Source organism: Allobosea sp. Root381 (assembly GCF_001429395.1).
Classification (GTDB): domain Bacteria; phylum Pseudomonadota; class Alphaproteobacteria; order Rhizobiales; family Beijerinckiaceae; genus Allobosea.
In genome coordinates this window covers 140,974-159,393 of sequence record NZ_LMJT01000005.1, presented here as the reverse complement: position 1 = coordinate 159,393, position 18,420 = coordinate 140,974, and the positions used below count along the sequence as shown (strand labels likewise).

The window sequence follows — 18,420 nt, the reverse complement described above, 5'->3', positions numbered from 1 at the left end:
ATGGCGAGATTTCGATGCGCGATGTCCTGAGCCCCCGCCGGCTGCGCCGCCTGCTGCCCGGCAGCCGCCGGGAGGGAATGCCGCCGGCCCTGCGCTCGGCGCCTACCGCGCCGAGCAGCTTCGCCCCACTTACCGAGCTGCGCCGTTCGGCCGGCGGCCACGACGTCTACGACTCCGTGGGGCTGCGCCACCGGCGCTGGTTCGATCTCGACCGCTGGTTCGGGGCGCTGTTGCTGGTGGGCCTGCCGACATTGGTCGCGGTGATCTATTACGGCCTGATCGCGGCGGACCGGTTCGTGTCGCAAAGCGAGATCGTCCTGCGCAGCGTCGGGTCGGCCGACACATCCGGCGTTTCGGCGATGATCGCGTCGCAGGGTGGTGCCGCGGTTGCGGGCGGCCTTTCGGTCGGCGGCGACCGCGACGCCCAGGCGGTCGCGACCTTTATCGCCTCGCATGATGGCATGGCCGCCGTCGATCAGGCGCTGGATCTGCGCAAGCTTTTCGCCCGCCCCGAAACGGACCGCTTCTCCGGCTATCCGGGCGTGATCCGCGGCGACACCAATTACGCCCTCTACCGCTATTACGAGGACAAGGTTTCGGTGTCCTACGATGCGACCACCGGCGTCATCAAGCTGTCGGCCGAGGCCTTCCGGCCGGAGGATGCAAAGGCGCTTGGCGAAGCGCTGATTACCCATGCCGAGGCGCTGGTCAACCGCATGGACCTGCGTGCCCGGCAGGACGCGATTCGGACCGCGCAGGCGCAGGTCGATACCGCGCGCGTGCAAGTCGTCGAGGCGCAGGAGAAGCTCACGGCGTTCCGCCTGCGCGAGCGGATGGTCGATCCGGTCAAGATGAGCGGGGTCGTCATCGAGGCGATCGCGCAGCTCCTCGCCAAGAGCGTGGAGTTGAAGGCACAGCTCTCCAACCTGCTCAGGAACACTCCGGCGAACCAGCAGGCCTCGGTTCTGCGAAACCAGATCGCCTCGATCGAGGAGCAGATCGCCACGCAGCAGCGGAAGCTGACGGGGCCGGACGGATCGATCTCGCCGATCCTGGCCGAATACGCGCAACTCAGCCTGCAGAGTGGCTTCGCAGACCGGATCTATACCGCCTCCCTCGACCAGCTCGAATCGGCACGCGCCGCCGCGGCGCGTCAGCACGCCTTTATCGAGCGCATCTCGGGCCCGACACTGTCCGACTACAGCACCGAGCCGAGGCGCACGCTGATGGTGCTGGGCGTGCTCGGCCTGTCGTTCTGCGCCTGGTGCGTGCTGCGCTTCGTGATGCGCGACTCGCGGGCGCATCACGGCCGATGAGCGGCGTGCTCGCCCGCCGTTCGGCAATGGACCGCGTGCCGGCGGGGCTGCGGCGGATCGCCGAGCGTTGGCGTGGCCGTCCTCAGGAGGCGGGCGCGCCCGAGGATGACGCCCGGTCGCTGCGCATTGACGAGGCGATCATCGCCGATGAGATCGTGAAGGATTTCGATACGGAGATCGGGCCGCGGCGCGTGATCGATTCGATTTCTTTCGAGGTCCGTATGGGCGAGCGCCTCGCCATCCTGGGCCGCAACGGTGCCGGAAAATCGACGCTGATCAGCCTGCTCTGCGGCCTGGAGCTGCCGACGGCCGGTCATATCCATCGCGGGCTCAGCATGTCCTGGCCGATCGCGATCGACGGCGCGGTGCAGGGTGAGATGACGGGCTACGATTATGCCCGCTTCCTCATGCGCATCTATGGCGCGCCTTTCGAGGAGAAGTTCGACTACGTCCAGGCCTTCGCGGATATCGGGCGCCAGATCCACATGCCGATGCGCTTCTATTCGACCGGGATGCGCGCCCGCCTCGCTTTCGCGCTGTCCTTTGCGATCGATTTCGACTGCATCCTGATCGACGAGGTCCTCGCCGTCGGCGACCGGCGCTTCCAGCAGCGCTGCCAGGACGAGCTGTTCGTGCGCCGCAAGCATTGCGCGATGATCGTCGCCATTCACGACGAGGACTTCGTCCGCGAGCATTGCACGGCGGCCTTGGTGCTGAAGCAGGGGCGCGGGCGCGTCTTCCATGATGTCCGCTTCGCCACCGAGATCTACCAGTCGCTCTGACCGCGATGAGGGCCGGGTTGTGTCGCAAACCATAGTCGATGAATGGTGATGCCATGGCTCACATGATCTCCGCACAGACCGACCGCGCCGTGCTCGAGGCGTCCGACGTCCGCCTCGGCCATCTGCGGGCGCGCCGTCGCTCGTTCCTGAAGCGCTACGGCTGGTCGTGGCTGGTCGTGGCCCTGCCGACTTTGCTGGCGCTGGTCTATTACGGGCTGATCGCGACCGACCGCTATGTTTCCGAGGGGCAGATCGTGGTGCGCCGGGCCAGCGACCAGGGCTCGACAGGGGGCTTCGCCTCGTTCCTGAAATCGGCGGGTATCAGCGGCGGCCCCGACGACATCAATATCGTGCAGGCCTATGTGCTGTCGCGCGACTCGCTGCGCTCTTTGCAGCAGAGGCTGCCGATCAAGGCGATGTTCGGCCCGCCCGGGGCGGATTTCATCGCTCGCTGGCCCTCCCTGATCTACGGAGCGACCGAAGAGGAGCTCTATCGCTACTACCGGACGATGGTGACCGCCGCGCCCAACCCGGAAACGGGCGTACTGACGATAACCGTCCAGGCCTTCGACCCCGCTCATGCCAGGGCGATCGCCGGGGCCCTGCTCGATCTGGCGGAAGCGATGGTCAACCGCACCAACGAGCGCGTGCAATCGGAGGGGATCAAATCCGCCAATGAGGAGGTCAGCCGCAGCGAGGAGGCGTTGGTCGCGAGCCAGGTTGCCCTGACCCAGTTCAGGAATCGCGAGCTGATCCTGGACCCGCAGCAGAACGCGGTGCTGCTGTCGGAGCTGATCGGCAAGCTCAACACGGAACTCGCCGCGACCCTCGCGCAGATCGAGCAACTGCGCCAGAACGCGCCGAACAATCCGCAATTCGGGCCGCTGAATGCCCATGCGAGTTCGCTCGGGCAGCAGATCGAGGCCCAGCGGAACAGCATCTCCTCGGCCGGCAGCGGGCTTGCCGACAAGGTCTCGGAATATGAGCGGCTCAACCTGCAGCAGGATTTCGCCACGCGCCGGCTGACGGCCGCCGTCGCGTCCCTCACCCTCGCGACGGTCCAGGCCCGGCGGCAGCAGATCTTCCTGGAACGGATCGTCGAACCCAATCTGAGCGACAAGTCGACCCGCCCGAAGCGGCTCGTCAACATCGTCACCGTGCTCGGCTGGTCGCTGCTGCTGTATCTGATCTACTGGCTCGTCGGAGCCGGCATTCGCGAGCACGCCGCGACGCGCGAGAGCTGATCAGCCCGGCTTCTGATAACGGCGCGCGACATAGACGACGCCGCCGCTCGCGAGTTCGCTGTAGAGGATCGAGCCCTTCATGCCGGCGAATTCGCTCATGAAGCGGCGCAGCAGCCACGCCTTCTCGATGCGCTCGCGCTTGCGGCGGTCTGCGGCATCAAGGGCGGCGACGACGCCGGGGGAGAGGTCGCTCTCCCGGCGCAACAGCAGGCCGGAGGCTGCGAGCTGGCGGTTGAGCTCCGGGAGGGATTCCCGCCCGCGCATATCGGCGAAGGTGAACCAGCCGCCCGGCGCGAGCACGCGCGCAACCTCGGCTGCGAAGGCGGCGACATCGCCATAGCAATGCGAGGATTCGATGTTGACGACAACGTCGATCGAGCCATTTGCGAATGGCAGTCGCTCGGCATCGCCGGCCTCGAATGACAGCCCCGAAACGTCGCGGTTGAGCCGCCGCGCCAGGCGCACCGTTGCAGGCGAATAGTCGAGGCCGGTGATCGTAGCGGGAGCGTGGTAGAGCGCGATGTAGCGGGCGCCGCCGCCGCGCCCGGAGCCGACCTCGAGCAGGCGCGCTCCGGCCATGGGGAGGCCCGACACCGCCTGCTGGTAGAGGCCGATGAAGGCGCGGTCGCGCTCGTCCTCGGGTTTCAGCGGGAACGGCTCTCCGGCCGGCAGGAAGCCATAGTTCATGAACCGCCAGTCGTCGTCGCGCCAGAACCGCGCCAGCATGTCGTAGAGGCGGCGCCAGAGCCATTTCCGGCTGCGCGGAAAGGCGCCGCGATCCATGGCCTCCAGCATGCCGGAAAACAGGCGGCTCGCCATGGCGGTTCGCTCAGACGGCCGGCGGCGCGGGGCGCCCGGGCGGCATGTCGTTGGCGAGCCAATCCCGGCCCTTGCGCATCAGCTCGGCGTCGTCGCTGTTGCGCGGGTCGAAGCCCGGCAGGTAGTAGCGCAGCACGCTGGGCATGCAGCGCCGCCAATAGCCGGGCGCCACCATCGTCACCCAGAAGAAGCGCAGCCAGAAGCGCAGGCCCGTCTTAACGCCGTCCGCCTTGGCGTAGATCGGGACATTTCTCAGGAACAGGACGAGGAAGGGGAAAAGCGTGGCGTTCATGCCGAGGCAGCGCACCATGTAGCGCTGCCAGCGCGACATCTTGGGCGTGGCGGCCTTGAGCACGTCGAGCGCCACGGATTTGTGCTCCAGCTCTTCCAGCGCGTGCCACATCCAGAGCCTGCGATAGGCTGGAGCGCCATTTTCCAGCAATTCCGGATGGCGCAGGGTCAGCGTCGAGAGCGTCGCGGTCATGTGCTCGATCGCACAGGTGATCGAGAGCCGGTGCAGCGGGTCCTTGACGACCTCGAAGCCCATGCGAATCGGCTTCTCCATCTTCTCGACGTCATAGCCGAGCGTCGTCATCGCCCGGTTGTACTCCTCGTGCTCGCGGGTATGGAACGCTTCCTGGACGGCGTAGCCGTTGATCTCGGCGGCAAGCTCCTTGTCGGCGATCTTCGGGCCGTAGTGCTTGAGCGAGCGGATGAAGAAGCGTTCGCCCTCAGGCAGGAACACCGACAGGCCGTCGATCAGCACCGTCTTGACGATGTCGTCGTCGAGCCAGTGCCGCTGCGCGTTCTCGAGAATGCCGAAGCGGAGGTCGCGCGGGATGATGTCATCCGGGTTGCCCATATGCGCCGAGGCCTGCCCGCCATTTGCCGCCATGTCGTTCGTCCATTCATCCGTTCGATGCGCCGGCCCAGCCTTTCCGACCGGCCGGTGGTGCAGCTTCGTTTCGTTGTCCTTGCGGAGCGGCGCCAGCGTCGCCGCTGCCCGCTCGCGATCAGGCGCTGCCGAGGCGCTGGCCGAGATAGGCGGCGAACTCCGCCACGGTCGGATAGTCGTGGGTGACGCCCGGATAGAGCTCGAGGCCTGTCCGCTGCTCCGCCTCGAGCACGAAATGAACGGCCGTGGCCGAGTCGAGGCCCAGGCTGGCGAAGCTCGTCGAGGGCAGGATCGCGCCTTCGTCTATATCGAGCAGCGCAGCAAGGCTGGACCTGCAGAGCTGCTCCGTTTCCACTTCCGATGGCATGTCGATCCTGCAAGTGTGTGGTGGCGGGTGCGCGGTCCGGCCCGATCAGCCGGCGCGAAAGGTCAATACGAAACCGCCTCGCGGTCGGCGGATGCCGGGGCGGCGTTCCAGGGTTCGAGTGCCCCGTCCAGCCAGCGCTGCCGGGTGAGGCTGCGCTGGATCTTGCCGCTGGTGGTCTTCGGCAGGGTGCCGGGCCGGATCAGCACGATCTGGTGCAGGGCGACATCATGATTGTTCACCACCGCGGCCCGGATCGCCGAGATCACCTCGGCTTCCGCGAATGCGTGGCGCTGCGTGCGCTCGACCTCCTGGACGGCGACGATTCTGTCCATGCCCTCGGCATCGGGGACGGCGAAGGCCGCGCCATGGTCGCGCCGCAGCGACGGATGGCTGGCGGCGATCGTCGCCTCGATGTCCTGCGGGTGGTGATTGACGCCGCGAATGATCATCACGTCCTTGAGCCGGCCGACGATGTAGAGCTCGCCATCGGCGTCGAGATGGCCGAGATCGCCGGTGCGCAGCCAGACGGCGTCCGGCTCGGCGGCTTCTGCCCGCGCCGGCTCGATGCGTGCGCGGAAGACCGCCTCGCTCTCCGCCGGTCGCTGCCAGTAGCCGCCGGCGACGCAGGAGGCCTGGATCCAGATCTCGCCGATCTGTCCGGGAGGGGAGCGGCGGCGCGTTTCCGGATCGACGATCGCGAGCGACAGGCCGTCCATGGCCGAGCCGCAGCTTGCGAGCGGCAGGACATCGCCCGCGTCCTTGGGGACAGCTATGACCGCCGTCTTCAAGGCGTCGGCACTGACCTCCCGGATACGCGGACGCTCGCCCCGCTTCGCGGCAGCGACCAGCAGCGTCGCCTCCGCGAGGCCATAGGCGGGCCGCATGGAGCCTGCGTCGAAACCATAGGGCGCGAAGGTCGCGGCGAAGCGCTCGAGCGTCGCGGCGCGCACCGGCTCGGCGCCGTTGAGGGCGATCTTCCAGCCGCCAAGGTCGATGCCGTCCATCTGCTCGGGGCGGAAACGGTCGACGCAGAGGTCGTAGGCGAAGTTCGGAGCGGCCGCGACCTCGGCGCGGTGCTCGTGGATGGCGCGCAACCAGTTCAGCGGCCGGTGCATGAAGCCCGACGGTGTCATCAGGACGCAGGATGCGCCGAGATAGATCGGCTGCAGCAGGTTCATGATCAGACCGAGGTCGTGATAGAGCGGGATCCAGCTCACATGCGCCGAGTCCGCATGGTTGCCGAGCCGCGCTCGCATCATCGCGAGATTGTCCAGCAGGTTGCGATGGCTGACCATCACGCCCTTGGGCGCCGAGGTGGAGCCCGAGGTGTATTGCAGGAAGGCGAGTTCGTTCGCGCCACGCACGGGGCTCCGCGACGCTTCCGGTTCAGCCGTCAATTCGACCGGGACCTGGCGAATGCCATCCGCGGCCAGGCGTTCGCGCAGCGTGCCACGCAGGGCGACCTCGGTGGCGGGCGTCAGCGCGAGGCGCGGCCTGCAATCGGCCATGATGGCCGCGCTGGCATCGTGATTGGCATTGCGGCGCGGCGGCATCATCGGCACGGCCACAACGCCGGCCATGAGGCAGGCGAAATAGGCGACGACGAATTCCAGCGAAGACGGAAAGATCAGCAGCGCCCGGTCTCCCGGCACTGCCTCCTCGGCCAGCCGCCCGGCGAGACTGGCGGCCTGTGCGTGCAGGGCCTGGAAGCTGAGCGATGGCCGCTCGCCGGGACGGTCGGAATAGATCGTGACCGCGGCCACATCCGGCCGACGAGCTGCCTGGAGCTCCAGCACCTCGACCAGCGACGAGACGTGTCGCATGTCAGGCGGCCTCGGGCGAGGCGTCGGCGCGCGCGCCGATCCCGGTCGGTGAGCGCTTCACGATTTGGGGTGTGGCAGGCATGAGCGGGTCGGGTCTCAAAGGCTCGGTCGTCGATATGGATAAGCTGCAATCATCCGCTGCATGCAATCGCGACCGATGTTAGACGAGATCTTCGGCAGATCAAACCCGGCGGGCGGGCGATGAGCGGTGCGGGGGCAGCGGAATTGACGCAGGGTTTGCGGACGGCGTTCCTTCCGGCTTCGGGAAAGCAGCTCCTGCCGCTCATGGAGGTCCGCGAGCCGGCGCTACGTCGCGCGGACGGCTCGGTGTCCGTGCTCTTCCTCATCCCGGCGCAGGCCTTCGTCTATGGCCCCTTTTTGCGACTGCCGCAGGGGCGCTATCGCCTGTCCTTCCGGTGCCGGGTGCGGCTGCCGCTGCAGGGCGAGCATCCGGTGATGGGTGTCGAGGTCATCGCGCAGAACCGGGTTCTGCGCGCGTGGCGTGATTACACCGCTGCCGATCTGCGCCGTGGCGAGCAATCCGTGACCTTCGACGTGCCGCCGGAACTAAGCATCGAAGGCGGGGCGGATGCGCCCTTCGAGTTCCGCTTCACCCATTTCGGCAATGCCTTCCTGACCATGGTCGAGGTCGCGCTCCATGACGAGCCGCCCGCCCACGCTTCCGACGAAGACGTCACAGCGATCGCACCGTGGCGCATGCTCGGGCGGCTGCGGACCTTGCCGCGGCCGGGCGGGGTGAGCTTGTCGCCCTTCTCGCTCAGCCGGCTGAAGCTCGCCCGCAATGCGGCCCGGCTGCGGCTGCCGGTCGGCAGCTATCGTCTCGAACTCTCCTGCGCCCTCGAGGGCGCGCGGCGGCTCTCGGATCCGGCTCTCGAGATCGCGGTCGGGACGCGCGACGGCATGCCGCTCGGCCTCGGGCGGTTCAGCGCCGCGGAATTGGCGGGCGGCCACGCCTCTTTCACCTTCGACGTTCCGATGGATGTCAGCCTCGATAGCGGCGTGCCGCGCACGATCGATCTGCGGTTCAGGCATTTCCGCAATGGTACGCTGCAGCTGAATTCGCTTGATCTGCGGCGGGTATCCGATCGGGCTGCGGAGGGTTCACCCGCCGCGCCCGGCCGGGCGGCCGCGCCCCGGCCTGCGCGCGGCGACAGGAAGCAGATCGTCATCTTCGGCAACTGCCAGGGCAATCTGCTCGCGGAGGCGCTGCGCTATCATTCCGGCTTTTCGCGGCATTTCTCAGTGAAACACCATTACATGGAGCTTCCCGCGAACCTGCATGAGCAGGGCAAGCGGGATCTCGACGAATGCGACATGCTGCTGATCCAGGACATCCGCGAATGGGAGCAGTATCCGCTGCGCCAGCATGTGCCGGAGCATTTGCCGACCTTGCGCTACCCGTGCATCCGGCTCGCCTCGCCCTGGCCCTTCGATGCCTTCAACGGGCCGGACGACAGGCTGGCGCGCAATCGCGACCTTCCCAATTTCGAGTTCACCTATTTCGACGGGCTGCTGTCGCGCCTGCGCAAGGAGATCCCGGATCACGAAAGCCGCTTCAGGGTTTACCAATCGCTCGAGGTCGAGCGGCTGATCGACTTCAACCGCCTCCACGGCTTCGAAGAGCGGCGCCTCGCCGAGATGGACCGCAAATTCCCCGCCGGGATCGGCGCCTATATCCTTGAGAATTTCAGGAGCCGGCAAACTTTCTACACGACGGCGCATCCGAACGGTCGGATCATGAAGATGCTGGTGAAGCAGATCTCCCGGGAGCTCGGGCTTTCCCTGCAGTTCTGGCTGCCGGGCTCGCTCGATTCCCTGCGCCGCCTTCAGGTCCCGGTACACCCGAAGGTCGCCGCGGAGCTGGGTATCCGCTGGGCTGGCACGGAGCGGAAATATCTCGTGCGCGGCGAATGGGTCACCTGGGAAAGCTATTTTCGCAAATATATCTCCTATTACGGATAGAATCCGAGGCGCAGAAACCTGCCCATCGTGGCTCCTGCGAAGTGACCGGGAGCGAGGAGGCAGGTTCCGGACGGGAGGTTCGCCGGTATCGCGACCTGGCTGCTTGACAGTGCTTTGGGAGTGAGCGCACGCTCAGGGTCCGACGAAGGAACGATGCAGGCACATCCGCCGCCTGGTTTCGTCCGCAGGGGGAGCCGCGCATGGGTGAATGCGAGGCCAGCCGATGCCTGCACCGTTTTCGAGCCAGGGCGCGCCGCCTTGCGCGCGCCCTTCCGACACTCGCCCTCGTTGTGCTCGCCAGCTCCTCGTTGCCGGCGCACGCGCAATCGGCGCCTCAGCCGGCGGCCGAGACCAAGACCCTCGGTATTCTGCTCCTGCGCGAGACGCTCGATCGACCGCCCCCGCTGTCGCTGCTCGACATCCCGCCCAACGATGAAGGGCTCGCGGGGGCGCGGCTCGCCATCACCGACAACAACAACACAGGGCGTTTTCTCGGTCAGGAGTTCCGCCTCGATGTGATCGAGAGCGCGAGCGCCGATGCGTTGCTTGCCGGGGCTGAAAAGGGGCTCGCAACGGGGCAGCATTTTCTGGTGCTCGCGATGGGGCCGCAGACGCTGCTCAAGCTTGCCGATGCCCTGAAGGGCAAGGATGCGCTCCTGTTCAACGCCGGGGCGCCGGACGAGACACTGCGCGAGGAGGATTGCCGGGCCAACGTCCTGCATACCGGTCCGTCACGCGCGATGCTGGCCGATGCGCTGGCGCAATATCTTGTCTGGAAGCAGTGGCGACGCTGGTTCCTGATCCGCGGGCAGCGGTCGGAGGACGAGGCCTACGCCGAAGCCCTGCGGCGCGCGGCCAAGCGCTTCGGCGCGCGCATCGTCGAGGAGCGCGCCTTCGAAGCCGAAGGCGGCTCCCGCCGCAGCGATGGTGGCCATGAGCAGATCCAGCAGCAGATTCCGCTTTTCACGCAGAATGCGCCTGCCCATGACGTCGTGGTCGTGGCCGATGAATCCGAGCTGTTCGGCGAATATCTGCCCTATCGCACCTGGGAACCGCGGCCGGTGGCAGGCACCCAGGGGCTGACGCCGACGAGTTGGCACCCCGCGCTCGAACAATGGGGGGCGACGCAATTCCAGAACCGCTTCAGGCGCGCCGCCAACCGCACGATGCGGCCGCTCGACTATGATGTCTGGCTCGCCGTCCGCAGCATCGGCGAGGCTGCGACGCGGACAAAATCGACCGCTTATCCCGACATCGCGGCCTATCTGCGTTCACCAGAGTTCGAGATCGCGGGTTTCAAGGGACAGAAGCTGACCTTCAGGGCCTGGAACGGCCAGCTGCGCCAGCCGATCCTGCTCGCCACGCCGAAGCTGCCGGTCTCGGTTTCGCCGCAGCCCGGCTTCCTGCACCAGAGTTCGGTGCTCGATACGCTGGGCAACGACCAGCCCGAGACGAAATGCAAGCTCGAGGGAGCACGGTAGGCCGAAGCGATGCCGATGGCCGTCCTGAATTGTCGAAACGATCACCAGGAGCAGAGCAAGATGCGGCTTAAATATCTTCTCTCGACGGGGTTGCTTCTTCTATCGGTGGCTGGCGCCGATGCCTACACAGTGTTCGTCTCGAACGAAAAGGACAACACCGTCAGCGTCATCGACAGCGAGACGCTGACCGTCACCCAGACCATCAAGGTCGGCCAGCGCCCGCGCGGGATCGCGCTTGCCAGGAATGGCGCGTGGCTCCTGGTCTGCGCCAGCGACGACAACATCGTGCAGGTCTTCGATGCGAAGACGCTGGAATTCGTCAAGACGCTGCCTTCGGGCCCCGATCCGGAGCTGTTCGTGCTCCACCCGAAGGGCAACCCGCTCTACATCGCCAACGAGGACGACAACATCGTCACCGTGGTCGATATCGAGAAGGGCACGGTCGTGACCGAGATTCCGGTCGGCGTCGAGCCGGAGGGTATGGGCATCAGCCCGGACGGGAGCGTGTTGGTCAACACCTCCGAGACGACCAACATGGCGCATTTCATCGACACCGCCAGCAACAAGACGATCGACAACGTGTTGGTCGACGCCCGTCCGCGCTATGCCGAGTTCACGCCGGACGGGGCGCAGGTCTGGGTCAGCTCGGAGATCGGCGGCACGGTGAGCGTCATCGACGCCAAGACGCGAAAAGTCCTCGGCAAGGTCTCGTTCCAGATTCCCGGCGTCAACGCCGACGCGATCCAGCCCGTGGGCGTGCGGATCGCCAGGGACGGCAAGAAGGCCTTCGTCGCGCTCGGCCCCGCCAACCGCGTCGCTGTGGTCGATGTCGCGAGCCGGAAGGTGGAGCGCTATCTCTTGGTCGGGCAGCGCGTCTGGCAGCTCGATTTCACGCCGGACGGCAAGCAGCTGTTCACGACGAACGGTACCTCCAACGACGTCTCGATCATCGATGTCGAGAAGCTGCGCGTGACCAAGTCCGTGAAGGTCGGGCGCTATCCCTGGGGTGTCGTGGTCGCCCCGTTCTGATTCGTATTCCAAAAGGCGCAAAGCCAGCAGAAACCGGGAGGAGAGCATGAAGGTCCATATCGTCGCCACGTCGCTCGCGGCCGTCCTGATCGCCGGGGCCGCGCAGGCGGAAGGCTATCTCGCGCAGAAGGTCGAGAGGCTTCCCGTGCTGGAAATCGGCCTCGGCAATGCCGGCTACGGCGTGTCGCAGAAGGACTACAACCTGCAGACCGGCAAGGGCTATGTGCTGAAGCTCAAATCGACCGGTGCGAAGGAATGCGCCTGGTCGGCGCCGGAATTCGCCAACTTCATCTGGCTTCGCAAGATCGAGGTAAACAAGGTCGAGATCAAGGCGAGCCATGTCTACGAGGTCGAGATGGAGCGCGAAGGCGAGGCCGAGCTGTTCTTCGTGCCGATCCGCCCGGGCGAATACGCCTGGGCCTGCAACGGGATGGCGGACAAGGGCATGGCCGGGCGGTTCATCGTCAAGTGAGTCCGGATGCCGAAGAGCCCCTGGCGCTCTCTGTTGCCGGGGTCAGCCATGCCTTTGGCGAAAGGCGCGCGCTGGCCGATGTCTCGCTCGCGGTTCCCGCCGGCTCGTTCACGGTGCTGCTGGGGCTGAATGGCGCCGGCAAATCGACCCTGTTTGCGCTGATCACGCGCCTCTACGACAATGTCAGCGGCGAGATCAGGGTCTGCGGCCATGATGTGCGCCGCGCCCCTTCCGCGGCGCTGCGGCAGATCGGCGTGGTGTTCCAGAGCCGCGCACTCGATGCCGACCTGAGCCTGCTGCAGAACCTCGCCTATCATGCGGCGCTACATGGTTTTGGCCACGCCGCGGCCAAGGCGCGCGCAATGGCCCTGCTCGCAACGGTCGGGCTCGGCGACAAGGCGCATGACAAGGTGCGCGCGCTCTCGGGAGGGCAGGCGAGGCGCGTCGAGATCGCCCGCGCTCTGCTGCACGGGCCGCGCTGCCTCCTGCTCGACGAGGCGACAGTCGGCCTCGATATCGGCGCGCGCGAGGGCGTCATCGCCCTGGTGCGCGACCTCGTCGCCCGGCGACGGCTCGGCGTGCTGTGGGCGACGCATCTGATCGACGAGATCGCGCCGAGCGATCGCGTGGTCGTTCTGCACAAGGGCCGAGTACTGTTCGCAGGCGGCCATGGCGAGTTGCTGGCGGCGACGAATGCGAAGACTGTCCGCGATGCCTTCAGCGCGTTGACGGCGGCCGCGGATGCGAGCGTCGCGGGGGCCGCGGCATGAAGCCGGTTCCGATGGAAAGCCTCTCGCCCGGCCTGGGTGAAGCCCGCGCAGGCCGAGGCCTCCTCGGCTATCTCGCCTGTTTCAACGGCATCGTCTGGCGCGAGACGCTGCGCTTCGTGCATCAGCGCGAGCGCTTCCTCTCGGCGCTGGTGCGGCCACTGGTCTGGCTGTTCATCTTCGCGGCGGGGTTCCGGCAGGTGCTCGGCGTCTCGATCATCGCGCCCTACGAGACCTATGTCCTCTACGAGGTCTTCGTGACGCCCGGCCTGATCGGCATGATCCTGCTGTTCAACGCGATGCAGTCCTCGCTCTCGATGGTCTATGACCGCGAGACCGGTGCGATGCGGACGCTTCTCGTCAGCCCGTTCCCGCGCTGGTTCCTGCTGACCTCGAAACTCGTCGGCAGCGGGGCGGTGTCCCTGCTGCAAGCCTATGCCTTCCTGCTGATCGCCTATTTCTGGGAGATCGAGCCGCCGCCGCTTGGCTATCTGACGGTGCTGCCGGCGCTGTTCCTGTCCAGCCTCATGCTCGGGGCGCTAGCGCTGCTGATCTCCTCGCTGATCCGGCAGCTGGAGAATTTCGCCGGCGTGATGAACTTCGTGATCTTCCCGATGTTCTTCGCCTCCTCGGCGCTCTACCCGCTGTGGCGGATCAGGGAATCGAGCCCGCTGCTCTACGAGATCTGCCGGCTCAACCCCTTCACCTATGCCGTGGAGCTGATCCGCTTCGCGCTCTATGTGCAGCTCGATTTGACCTCGCTCGTGGTGGTCCTGGCGCTGACCGCGGCCTTTCTCGGTGCGGCGATTTTCGCCTATAATCCCTCCAAGGGCTTGCTGGGCCGGCGAGGTGCTACCGGAGGCGTGGCATGATTTTCGCGAGAGCCTCATCTGCGGGCCGGCGGCCGTTTCGCGCGGCGTTGTCTGTTTCTTGCGCCGCCATGGTGCTGGGCACACTGTCGGCGCGGGCCCAGGAAACCGAATGGCCCTGCATCCAGCGCAAGGTCGTGACGCTCACCGCCGCGCAGATGTGGGACGGTCCGGATGTCGATGCGCTGACCGGCTGGCAGGACGATGCCGAGATGGGCCGCCTGATCAAGCTCCTGGTCAGCCGGGCCTACCCGATGGAAAAGGCGAGCGAGAGCCTGGAGCGCTGGCTCAAGGCGCAGCCGGAGCCTGAGCGGGACGAGAGGCTGAAACTGCTCTTCGCCGGCGTCCTGAAGACGATCAATGACGAACGGGCCCTGATCATGGCGGGGATCGAGCGGTTCCAGCGCCGTCAGCGGGAACTCTCCGCCAGGATCCAGGAGCAGGGCGCAGCGCTCGGCGCATTGCGTGAGACATCCGCATCGGACGAGAAGGCGAGGGCCGCGCTCGGCGCGGCGGAGGACCGCTACAAATGGGATGCGCGGTTCTTCGCCGAACGGCAGGACGCGATCCCCTATGCCTGCGAGATTCCCGTCCAGATCGAACAGCGCGCCTTCGATCTGGCGCGCGCGATCCGGGGGCTGATGAAGGATTGAGCGCTCAGGGCTCGGGTGCGACGTCCGCGAGGGGAAGCAACGCATCGCTCCAGCCATCGGTGCCTTCGGGGAACCAGGCGACGTTCTGGTATCCCCAGGAGACGGCGCGCTTGGCCGCGTTCCAGGACATCCAGCACTGCCTCTGGCAGAAGAAGACCAGCAACCTTGTCCGGTCGCGGCCGGTCAGTGTCTCGAGCCGCGCCTGAAAGCCGCGCTGCAGGGGCTCCGGGACGATGCCGTAGCCGAGATTGGCGAGCCAGGCCGCGTCCGGAATGCTCCGATGCGGCGGCTCGCGCCAGACGATGTTGGCCGGCAGGTTCGCCGGCTTCATCGGGCGTGGCAAAACGTCGATGAAGATCGCCGAGCGCTCGCGCCAGAGCCTTTCCGCGATCTCGACGTCGATGACGCGAGCGCCTCGCAATGTCGCGGGGACCGGGCCGCGATAGAGGTCGGTGCGATATTCCGCCGGCTCCTCGGGCGTTTCCTGCGCAACGCCGCGGGCTGGAAGGCCGGTGGCGAGGCAGAGCATCAGCACGGCGAGGCCGCGCCGCATGCTCAGCGCCGCGGCGCGGTAATCGGCACGCCGTCCTCGTCCAGAAGCGGTACGCCGAAATCGAGCAGGATCGCGTCGATATCGCCTTGCCGCTTGGCGATGACGTCGTTCAGCCGATGCTTCCAGTCGTTTTCCTGGTTGCGGATGCCGAAGGTGATCCGATATGCCATGCGCGGGCCGGTCGTCTCCTTCAGCAGCGGCGTCACCGTGAGGGCTTCCCCGCCGCGACTGGCGAAGTAGCCGCCGATCGGACCCCAGAGGATGCCCGCATCGATCTCGCCGGAGCGGATATCGGCGATCATCTGCTCGGCCGGGGATTCGAAGCGTCGGTCCACCATCAGCCGGTAGGGTCTGGCCTGCTCCATCAGGCCGAGCCGCGCCACGATATCGGCCGGCGGCGTGCCAGCGACAATGCCGATGCGCTTCGGCTTCAGACGCTCGTCGGCGAGCGTGCCGACGCCATCGAGCCCCTGTCCCTTGCGATGCACGAGCACATAGGCCGAGCGGTAATAATGGTTGCTGTTCAGGACGAGCTCGTCGCCCTGCGCGTAGCCGATGATCAGGTCGCAGCGCTTGGCGAACAGCGTCTGCCGCACGAAGCCGGTCGCCTGCGGGAACCAGGTGTATTCGAGCGGGAGCTTCAGCTCTTCGGCGACGAGTTCGGCGATCCTGTTCTCAAAGCCCTGCTGCTGCTGGTTGGAGAAGGGCAGGTTGGCCGGGTCGCTGCAGACCCGCAGCACCTCGCGGTTGACGAGATCGGCGCGGCCGGATTCGGCGGCCTCGCCGGCGGTGGCCACGGTCATGAGGAAGCAGGCCAGCAGGGCGGCGGAGCAACGCCGACTCACCGGCTCCACCTTACGAACCCATGCAGGTCTTTTCATTGCGGATCGCCGTCTCGGGCTTCTCGCCGCTACGCTGCGGGCGCGAGCCGCGGGGCAGGGCGCCGTCGGCGCGTGCCTTGAGATAGACGTAGATGTCGTCGGCATAGCACATGACGTTCACGTTATCGCCGAGCGCCGGCATCACGCTGGTCTTGTCGGGGCGGTTGACTGTGCGTCCGCTCGCCACGACCTGCATGAACTCGGGATACTTCATGGTCTTGAGGGATTCGATGAGGCCCGGCGCATAGGTCGAGCCCTCGCCCTCCGGCCCGTGGCAGACATGGCATTCGGAGTGATAGCGGCGGAAACCGGAATAGGTGTACCAGTCGACCTTGCCGTCAGCCGCGATGTTGTAGGTGGGGAAACCCTCCGCATCGAGCCATTTGCCGTCTTCCTCGCTCTTGGCTGCGCTGTTCGTGGACGGCGCGTCCTTTGCCGGCTTGTCCTGGGAGGAGCCGCCCGTCGCTGAGAGGAGTGCTGCCGCCACCGTGAAGCCCGCGCATGCGAGGCCGATACCGAGGTGTCTCACTGTCTGCCTCTCCGGTCCTGGCGCCGCACGTCTCAGCAAGCCGCTCTCTCGGAATAGGTTGGGGGCCTGCCCAGCCTTGCGGCCGGACAGGCCCTCGCGGGGTCGTCACGGCAATGAGAACACCGTCATGACGCCACCAAGCGCCGTGTAGTCGCGCAGGCTGGCATAGCCTCCAACGGCACCGAGGCCGTCGGTCGGGTTGGTCAGGCCGGCCGCGAGGCCGATGCCGGCCCAGCCGCCGATGCCGGACAGCACCGCGACATACTGCTTGCCCTTATGGGTATATGTCATGACGTTGCCGATGATGCCGGACGGGGTCTTGAACCGGAACAACTCCTTGCCGTCCTTCTCGTCGACCGCCTTGATGTAGCCTTCCAGCGTGCCGTAGAAGACGACGCCGCCGGCGGTCGCGAGCGCACCCGACCAGACCGAGAACGGCTCCTGCAGCGACCAGACGATCTTGCCCTGGCCGGCATCCCAGGCGATGAAATTGCCCAGCCCGCCATGGCTGCCAGGCGCCGGGAACATCGACAGCGTCGCGCCGACATAGGGCTGGCCGGCGGTGTAGGAAACGCGGAACGGCTCGTAGTCCATGCAGACATGGTTTGTCGGCACGTAGAACAGGCCGGTGCGCGGCGAGAAGGCGGCCGGCTGTTGGTCCTTGGTGCCGAGGGCTGCCGGGCAGACCCCCTTGGTGTTCTTGTCCTCGCCGTTCTGGAAGGTCGACATCGCGGCCACGACCTGCGGACGGCCATATTGCGGGCTGTTCTTGTCCATCACGACGCCGGTCGTCCAGTTGACCTTCGGGTCGAATTTCTGGGCGACGAGCAGTTCCCCGGTGACGCGGTCGAGCGTGTAGCCGAGGCCGTTGCGGTCGAAATGCACCAGCGCCTTGCGGGTCTGGCCACCGACGGGGATGTCCGCGAGGATCATCTCGTTGACGCCGTCATAGTCCCACTCGTCGAAGGGCGTCATCTGGTAGGCCCATTTCGCCATGCCGGTGTCGGCATCGCGGGCGAAGATCGCCATGGTCCATTTCTGGTCGATCGGCTTGCCATCGGCGCCGGCGCGCTGGACCGGGTTCCAGGTCGAGGGGTTGGCGGTGCCGTAGAAGAACAGGTTGGTGTCCGGATCATAGGAATACCAGCCCCAGCTCGAGCCGCCGCCGATCTTCCACTGGTCGCCGGTCCAGGTCTTGAGCGAGGAATCCTTGCCGACCGGCTTGCCGAGCGAGGTCGTCTTCTCGGGGTCGATCAGCATCTCGGCGTCCGGCCCTGTCGAATAGGCGCGCCAGAGCTGCTTGCCGGTCTTGAGGTCATAGGCCGTGACATGGCCGCGAACGCCGAATTCGGCGCCGGAAATGCCTACGATCAGCTTGTCCTTCACCGGTAGGACGGTCGCGGTGTTGGTCTCGCCTTTCTTGGGATCGCCGTTGACCGCCTTCCAGATTTCCTTGCCGGTCTTGGCGTCCAGCGCGACGACGGTGGTGTCGGCCTGATGCAGGAAGATCATGTTCTCGGCATAGGCGACGCCGCGATTGACGGTGTCGCAGCACATCACCGGAATGACCGAGGGATCCTGCTTCGGCTCGTATTTCCAGATGATCTTGCCGTCCTGGTCGAGGTCGAGCGCATAGACGATGTTGGGGAACGGCGTGTGGACATACATCATGTTGCCGATCACCAGCGGCCCGCCTTCATGGCCGCGCAGCACGCCGGTCGAGAATGTCCAGGCGACCTTCAGATTCTTGACGTTGTCGCGGTTGATCTGATCGAGCTTCGAATAACGCGTATTTGCGTAATCGCCGGTCTGGATCGCCCATTGGTTAGGATCAGATGTCTGCTTTGTTACATCTGGATTTGCCAATGCTTGACCTGAGAAGGCGACACCTGTCAACAAAACTGCCGATTGGATGATCTTGCGCATGGCATTTCCTCCTGGCGATCTTTTGATTGTC

At 66.2% G+C, this 18,420-nt stretch carries 18 protein-coding genes; 10 read left to right on the top strand and 8 right to left on the bottom strand.

Features of this window, described 5'->3' with window-relative positions; translation table 11 throughout:
* Window positions 1–14 precede the first annotated feature (14 nt).
* From ASE63_RS06870 to ASE63_RS06860, 3 genes are read left to right on the top strand one after another with little or no spacing between them, the layout of a single operon-like run.
* Window positions 15–1,316 (top strand): hypothetical protein, encoded by a 1,302-nt coding sequence (locus ASE63_RS06870; protein WP_056798519.1) that lies wholly within the window; start codon window positions 15–17, stop codon window positions 1,314–1,316.
* Window positions 1,313–2,098 (top strand): ABC transporter ATP-binding protein, encoded by a 786-nt coding sequence (locus ASE63_RS06865; RefSeq protein ID WP_244491313.1) that lies wholly within the window; start codon window positions 1,313–1,315, stop codon window positions 2,096–2,098. Before ASE63_RS06870 ends, ASE63_RS06865 begins: the two co-directional genes overlap by 4 nt.
* A 53-nt stretch (window positions 2,099–2,151) precedes the next feature.
* On the top strand, window positions 2,152–3,342 hold the full coding sequence (locus ASE63_RS06860; protein WP_162261730.1) for a hypothetical protein: 1,191 nt from the start codon (window positions 2,152–2,154) through the stop codon (window positions 3,340–3,342).
* Here ASE63_RS06860 and ASE63_RS06855 read toward each other — a convergent pair whose 3' ends face one another.
* From ASE63_RS06855 to ASE63_RS06840, 4 genes are all read right to left on the bottom strand, one after another.
* Complete coding sequence (locus ASE63_RS06855; protein WP_082609717.1) at window positions 3,343–4,161, bottom strand: class I SAM-dependent methyltransferase; 819 nt, start codon at window positions 4,159–4,161, stop codon at window positions 3,343–3,345.
* 10 nt (window positions 4,162–4,171) lie between these two features.
* Window positions 4,172–5,056 (bottom strand): metal-dependent hydrolase, encoded by an 885-nt coding sequence (locus ASE63_RS06850; protein WP_056798509.1) that lies wholly within the window; start codon window positions 5,054–5,056, stop codon window positions 4,172–4,174.
* A 118-nt stretch (window positions 5,057–5,174) separates the two neighbouring features.
* On the bottom strand, window positions 5,175–5,423 hold the full coding sequence (locus tag ASE63_RS06845; RefSeq protein ID WP_082609716.1) for an acyl carrier protein: 249 nt from the start codon (window positions 5,421–5,423) through the stop codon (window positions 5,175–5,177).
* 62 nt (window positions 5,424–5,485) lie between these two features.
* Window positions 5,486–7,246 (bottom strand): fatty acyl-AMP ligase, encoded by a 1,761-nt coding sequence (locus tag ASE63_RS06840; protein ID WP_056798502.1) that lies wholly within the window; start codon window positions 7,244–7,246, stop codon window positions 5,486–5,488.
* 327 nt (window positions 7,247–7,573) lie between these two features.
* On the opposite strand from ASE63_RS06840, the gene ASE63_RS06835 reads away from it, so the two are divergent.
* The 7 genes from ASE63_RS06835 (at window position 7,574) to ASE63_RS06805 (ending at window position 14,500) form a co-directional block, all read left to right on the top strand.
* On the top strand, window positions 7,574–9,229 hold the full coding sequence (locus tag ASE63_RS06835; protein WP_156410228.1) for a WcbI family polysaccharide biosynthesis putative acetyltransferase: 1,656 nt from the start codon (window positions 7,574–7,576) through the stop codon (window positions 9,227–9,229).
* Window positions 9,230–9,429: 200 nt separating this feature from the next.
* Window positions 9,430–10,710, top strand: a complete 1,281-nt coding sequence (locus ASE63_RS06830; RefSeq protein ID WP_082609715.1) for an ABC transporter substrate-binding protein — start codon at window positions 9,430–9,432, stop codon at window positions 10,708–10,710.
* A 60-nt stretch (window positions 10,711–10,770) separates the two neighbouring features.
* On the top strand, window positions 10,771–11,739 hold the full coding sequence (locus tag ASE63_RS06825; RefSeq protein WP_056798919.1) for a YVTN family beta-propeller repeat protein: 969 nt from the start codon (window positions 10,771–10,773) through the stop codon (window positions 11,737–11,739).
* A gap of 46 nt (window positions 11,740–11,785) precedes the next feature.
* The gene (locus ASE63_RS28275; protein WP_056798494.1) at window positions 11,786–12,211 is read left to right on the top strand and encodes a hypothetical protein; all 426 of its coding nucleotides are present in this window, start codon (window positions 11,786–11,788) and stop codon (window positions 12,209–12,211) included.
* Window positions 12,208–12,981 (top strand): ABC transporter ATP-binding protein, encoded by a 774-nt coding sequence (locus tag ASE63_RS06815; protein ID WP_056798491.1) that lies wholly within the window; start codon window positions 12,208–12,210, stop codon window positions 12,979–12,981. Before ASE63_RS28275 ends, ASE63_RS06815 begins: the two co-directional genes overlap by 4 nt.
* A gap of 11 nt (window positions 12,982–12,992) precedes the next feature.
* Window positions 12,993–13,850, top strand: coding sequence for an ABC transporter permease (locus tag ASE63_RS06810; protein ID WP_056798915.1), 858 nt, complete (start codon window positions 12,993–12,995; stop codon window positions 13,848–13,850).
* A gap of 68 nt (window positions 13,851–13,918) precedes the next feature.
* Window positions 13,919–14,500, top strand: a complete 582-nt coding sequence (locus ASE63_RS06805) for a hypothetical protein (RefSeq protein ID WP_056798489.1) — start codon at window positions 13,919–13,921, stop codon at window positions 14,498–14,500.
* 4 nt (window positions 14,501–14,504) lie between these two features.
* On the opposite strand, the gene ASE63_RS06800 is transcribed toward ASE63_RS06805, so the two are convergent.
* From ASE63_RS06800 to ASE63_RS06785, 4 genes are all read right to left on the bottom strand, one after another.
* Window positions 14,505–15,053, bottom strand: a complete 549-nt coding sequence (locus ASE63_RS06800) for a PQQ-dependent catabolism-associated CXXCW motif protein (protein ID WP_056798486.1) — start codon at window positions 15,051–15,053, stop codon at window positions 14,505–14,507.
* Between the two features lie 2 nt (window positions 15,054–15,055).
* Window positions 15,056–15,898, bottom strand: coding sequence for a substrate-binding domain-containing protein (locus ASE63_RS06795; protein WP_348271344.1), 843 nt, complete (start codon window positions 15,896–15,898; stop codon window positions 15,056–15,058).
* 10 nt (window positions 15,899–15,908) lie between these two features.
* Complete coding sequence (locus ASE63_RS06790; RefSeq protein ID WP_280137436.1) at window positions 15,909–16,463, bottom strand: c-type cytochrome, methanol metabolism-related; 555 nt, start codon at window positions 16,461–16,463, stop codon at window positions 15,909–15,911.
* A gap of 105 nt (window positions 16,464–16,568) precedes the next feature.
* A complete protein-coding gene (locus ASE63_RS06785) occupies window positions 16,569–18,389 on the bottom strand; it encodes a methanol/ethanol family PQQ-dependent dehydrogenase (protein WP_056798479.1) in 1,821 nt (606 codons plus the stop codon).
* Window positions 18,390–18,420 lie beyond the last annotated feature (31 nt).

Coding starts and splice junctions, on each gene's coding strand:
- ASE63_RS06845 (WP_082609716.1), bottom strand. CDS start 5,423: ATGCCATCGGAAGTGGAAACGGAGCAGCTCTGCAGGTCCAGCCTTGCT.
- ASE63_RS06870 (WP_056798519.1), top strand. CDS start 15: ATGCGCGATGTCCTGAGCCCCCGCCGGCTGCGCCGCCTGCTGCCCGGC.
- ASE63_RS06805 (WP_056798489.1), top strand. CDS start 13,919: ATGGTGCTGGGCACACTGTCGGCGCGGGCCCAGGAAACCGAATGGCCC.
- ASE63_RS06785 (WP_056798479.1), bottom strand. CDS start 18,389: ATGCGCAAGATCATCCAATCGGCAGTTTTGTTGACAGGTGTCGCCTTC.
- ASE63_RS06850 (WP_056798509.1), bottom strand. CDS start 5,056: ATGGCGGCAAATGGCGGGCAGGCCTCGGCGCATATGGGCAACCCGGAT.
- ASE63_RS06825 (WP_056798919.1), top strand. CDS start 10,771: ATGCGGCTTAAATATCTTCTCTCGACGGGGTTGCTTCTTCTATCGGTG.
- ASE63_RS06840 (WP_056798502.1), bottom strand. CDS start 7,246: ATGCGACACGTCTCGTCGCTGGTCGAGGTGCTGGAGCTCCAGGCAGCT.
- ASE63_RS06865 (WP_244491313.1), top strand. CDS start 1,313: ATGAGCGGCGTGCTCGCCCGCCGTTCGGCAATGGACCGCGTGCCGGCG.
- ASE63_RS06800 (WP_056798486.1), bottom strand. CDS start 15,053: ATGCGGCGCGGCCTCGCCGTGCTGATGCTCTGCCTCGCCACCGGCCTT.
- ASE63_RS06830 (WP_082609715.1), top strand. CDS start 9,430: ATGGGTGAATGCGAGGCCAGCCGATGCCTGCACCGTTTTCGAGCCAGG.
- ASE63_RS06810 (WP_056798915.1), top strand. CDS start 12,993: ATGGAAAGCCTCTCGCCCGGCCTGGGTGAAGCCCGCGCAGGCCGAGGC.
- ASE63_RS06855 (WP_082609717.1), bottom strand. CDS start 4,161: ATGGCGAGCCGCCTGTTTTCCGGCATGCTGGAGGCCATGGATCGCGGC.
- ASE63_RS06860 (WP_162261730.1), top strand. CDS start 2,152: ATGGCTCACATGATCTCCGCACAGACCGACCGCGCCGTGCTCGAGGCG.
- ASE63_RS28275 (WP_056798494.1), top strand. CDS start 11,786: ATGAAGGTCCATATCGTCGCCACGTCGCTCGCGGCCGTCCTGATCGCC.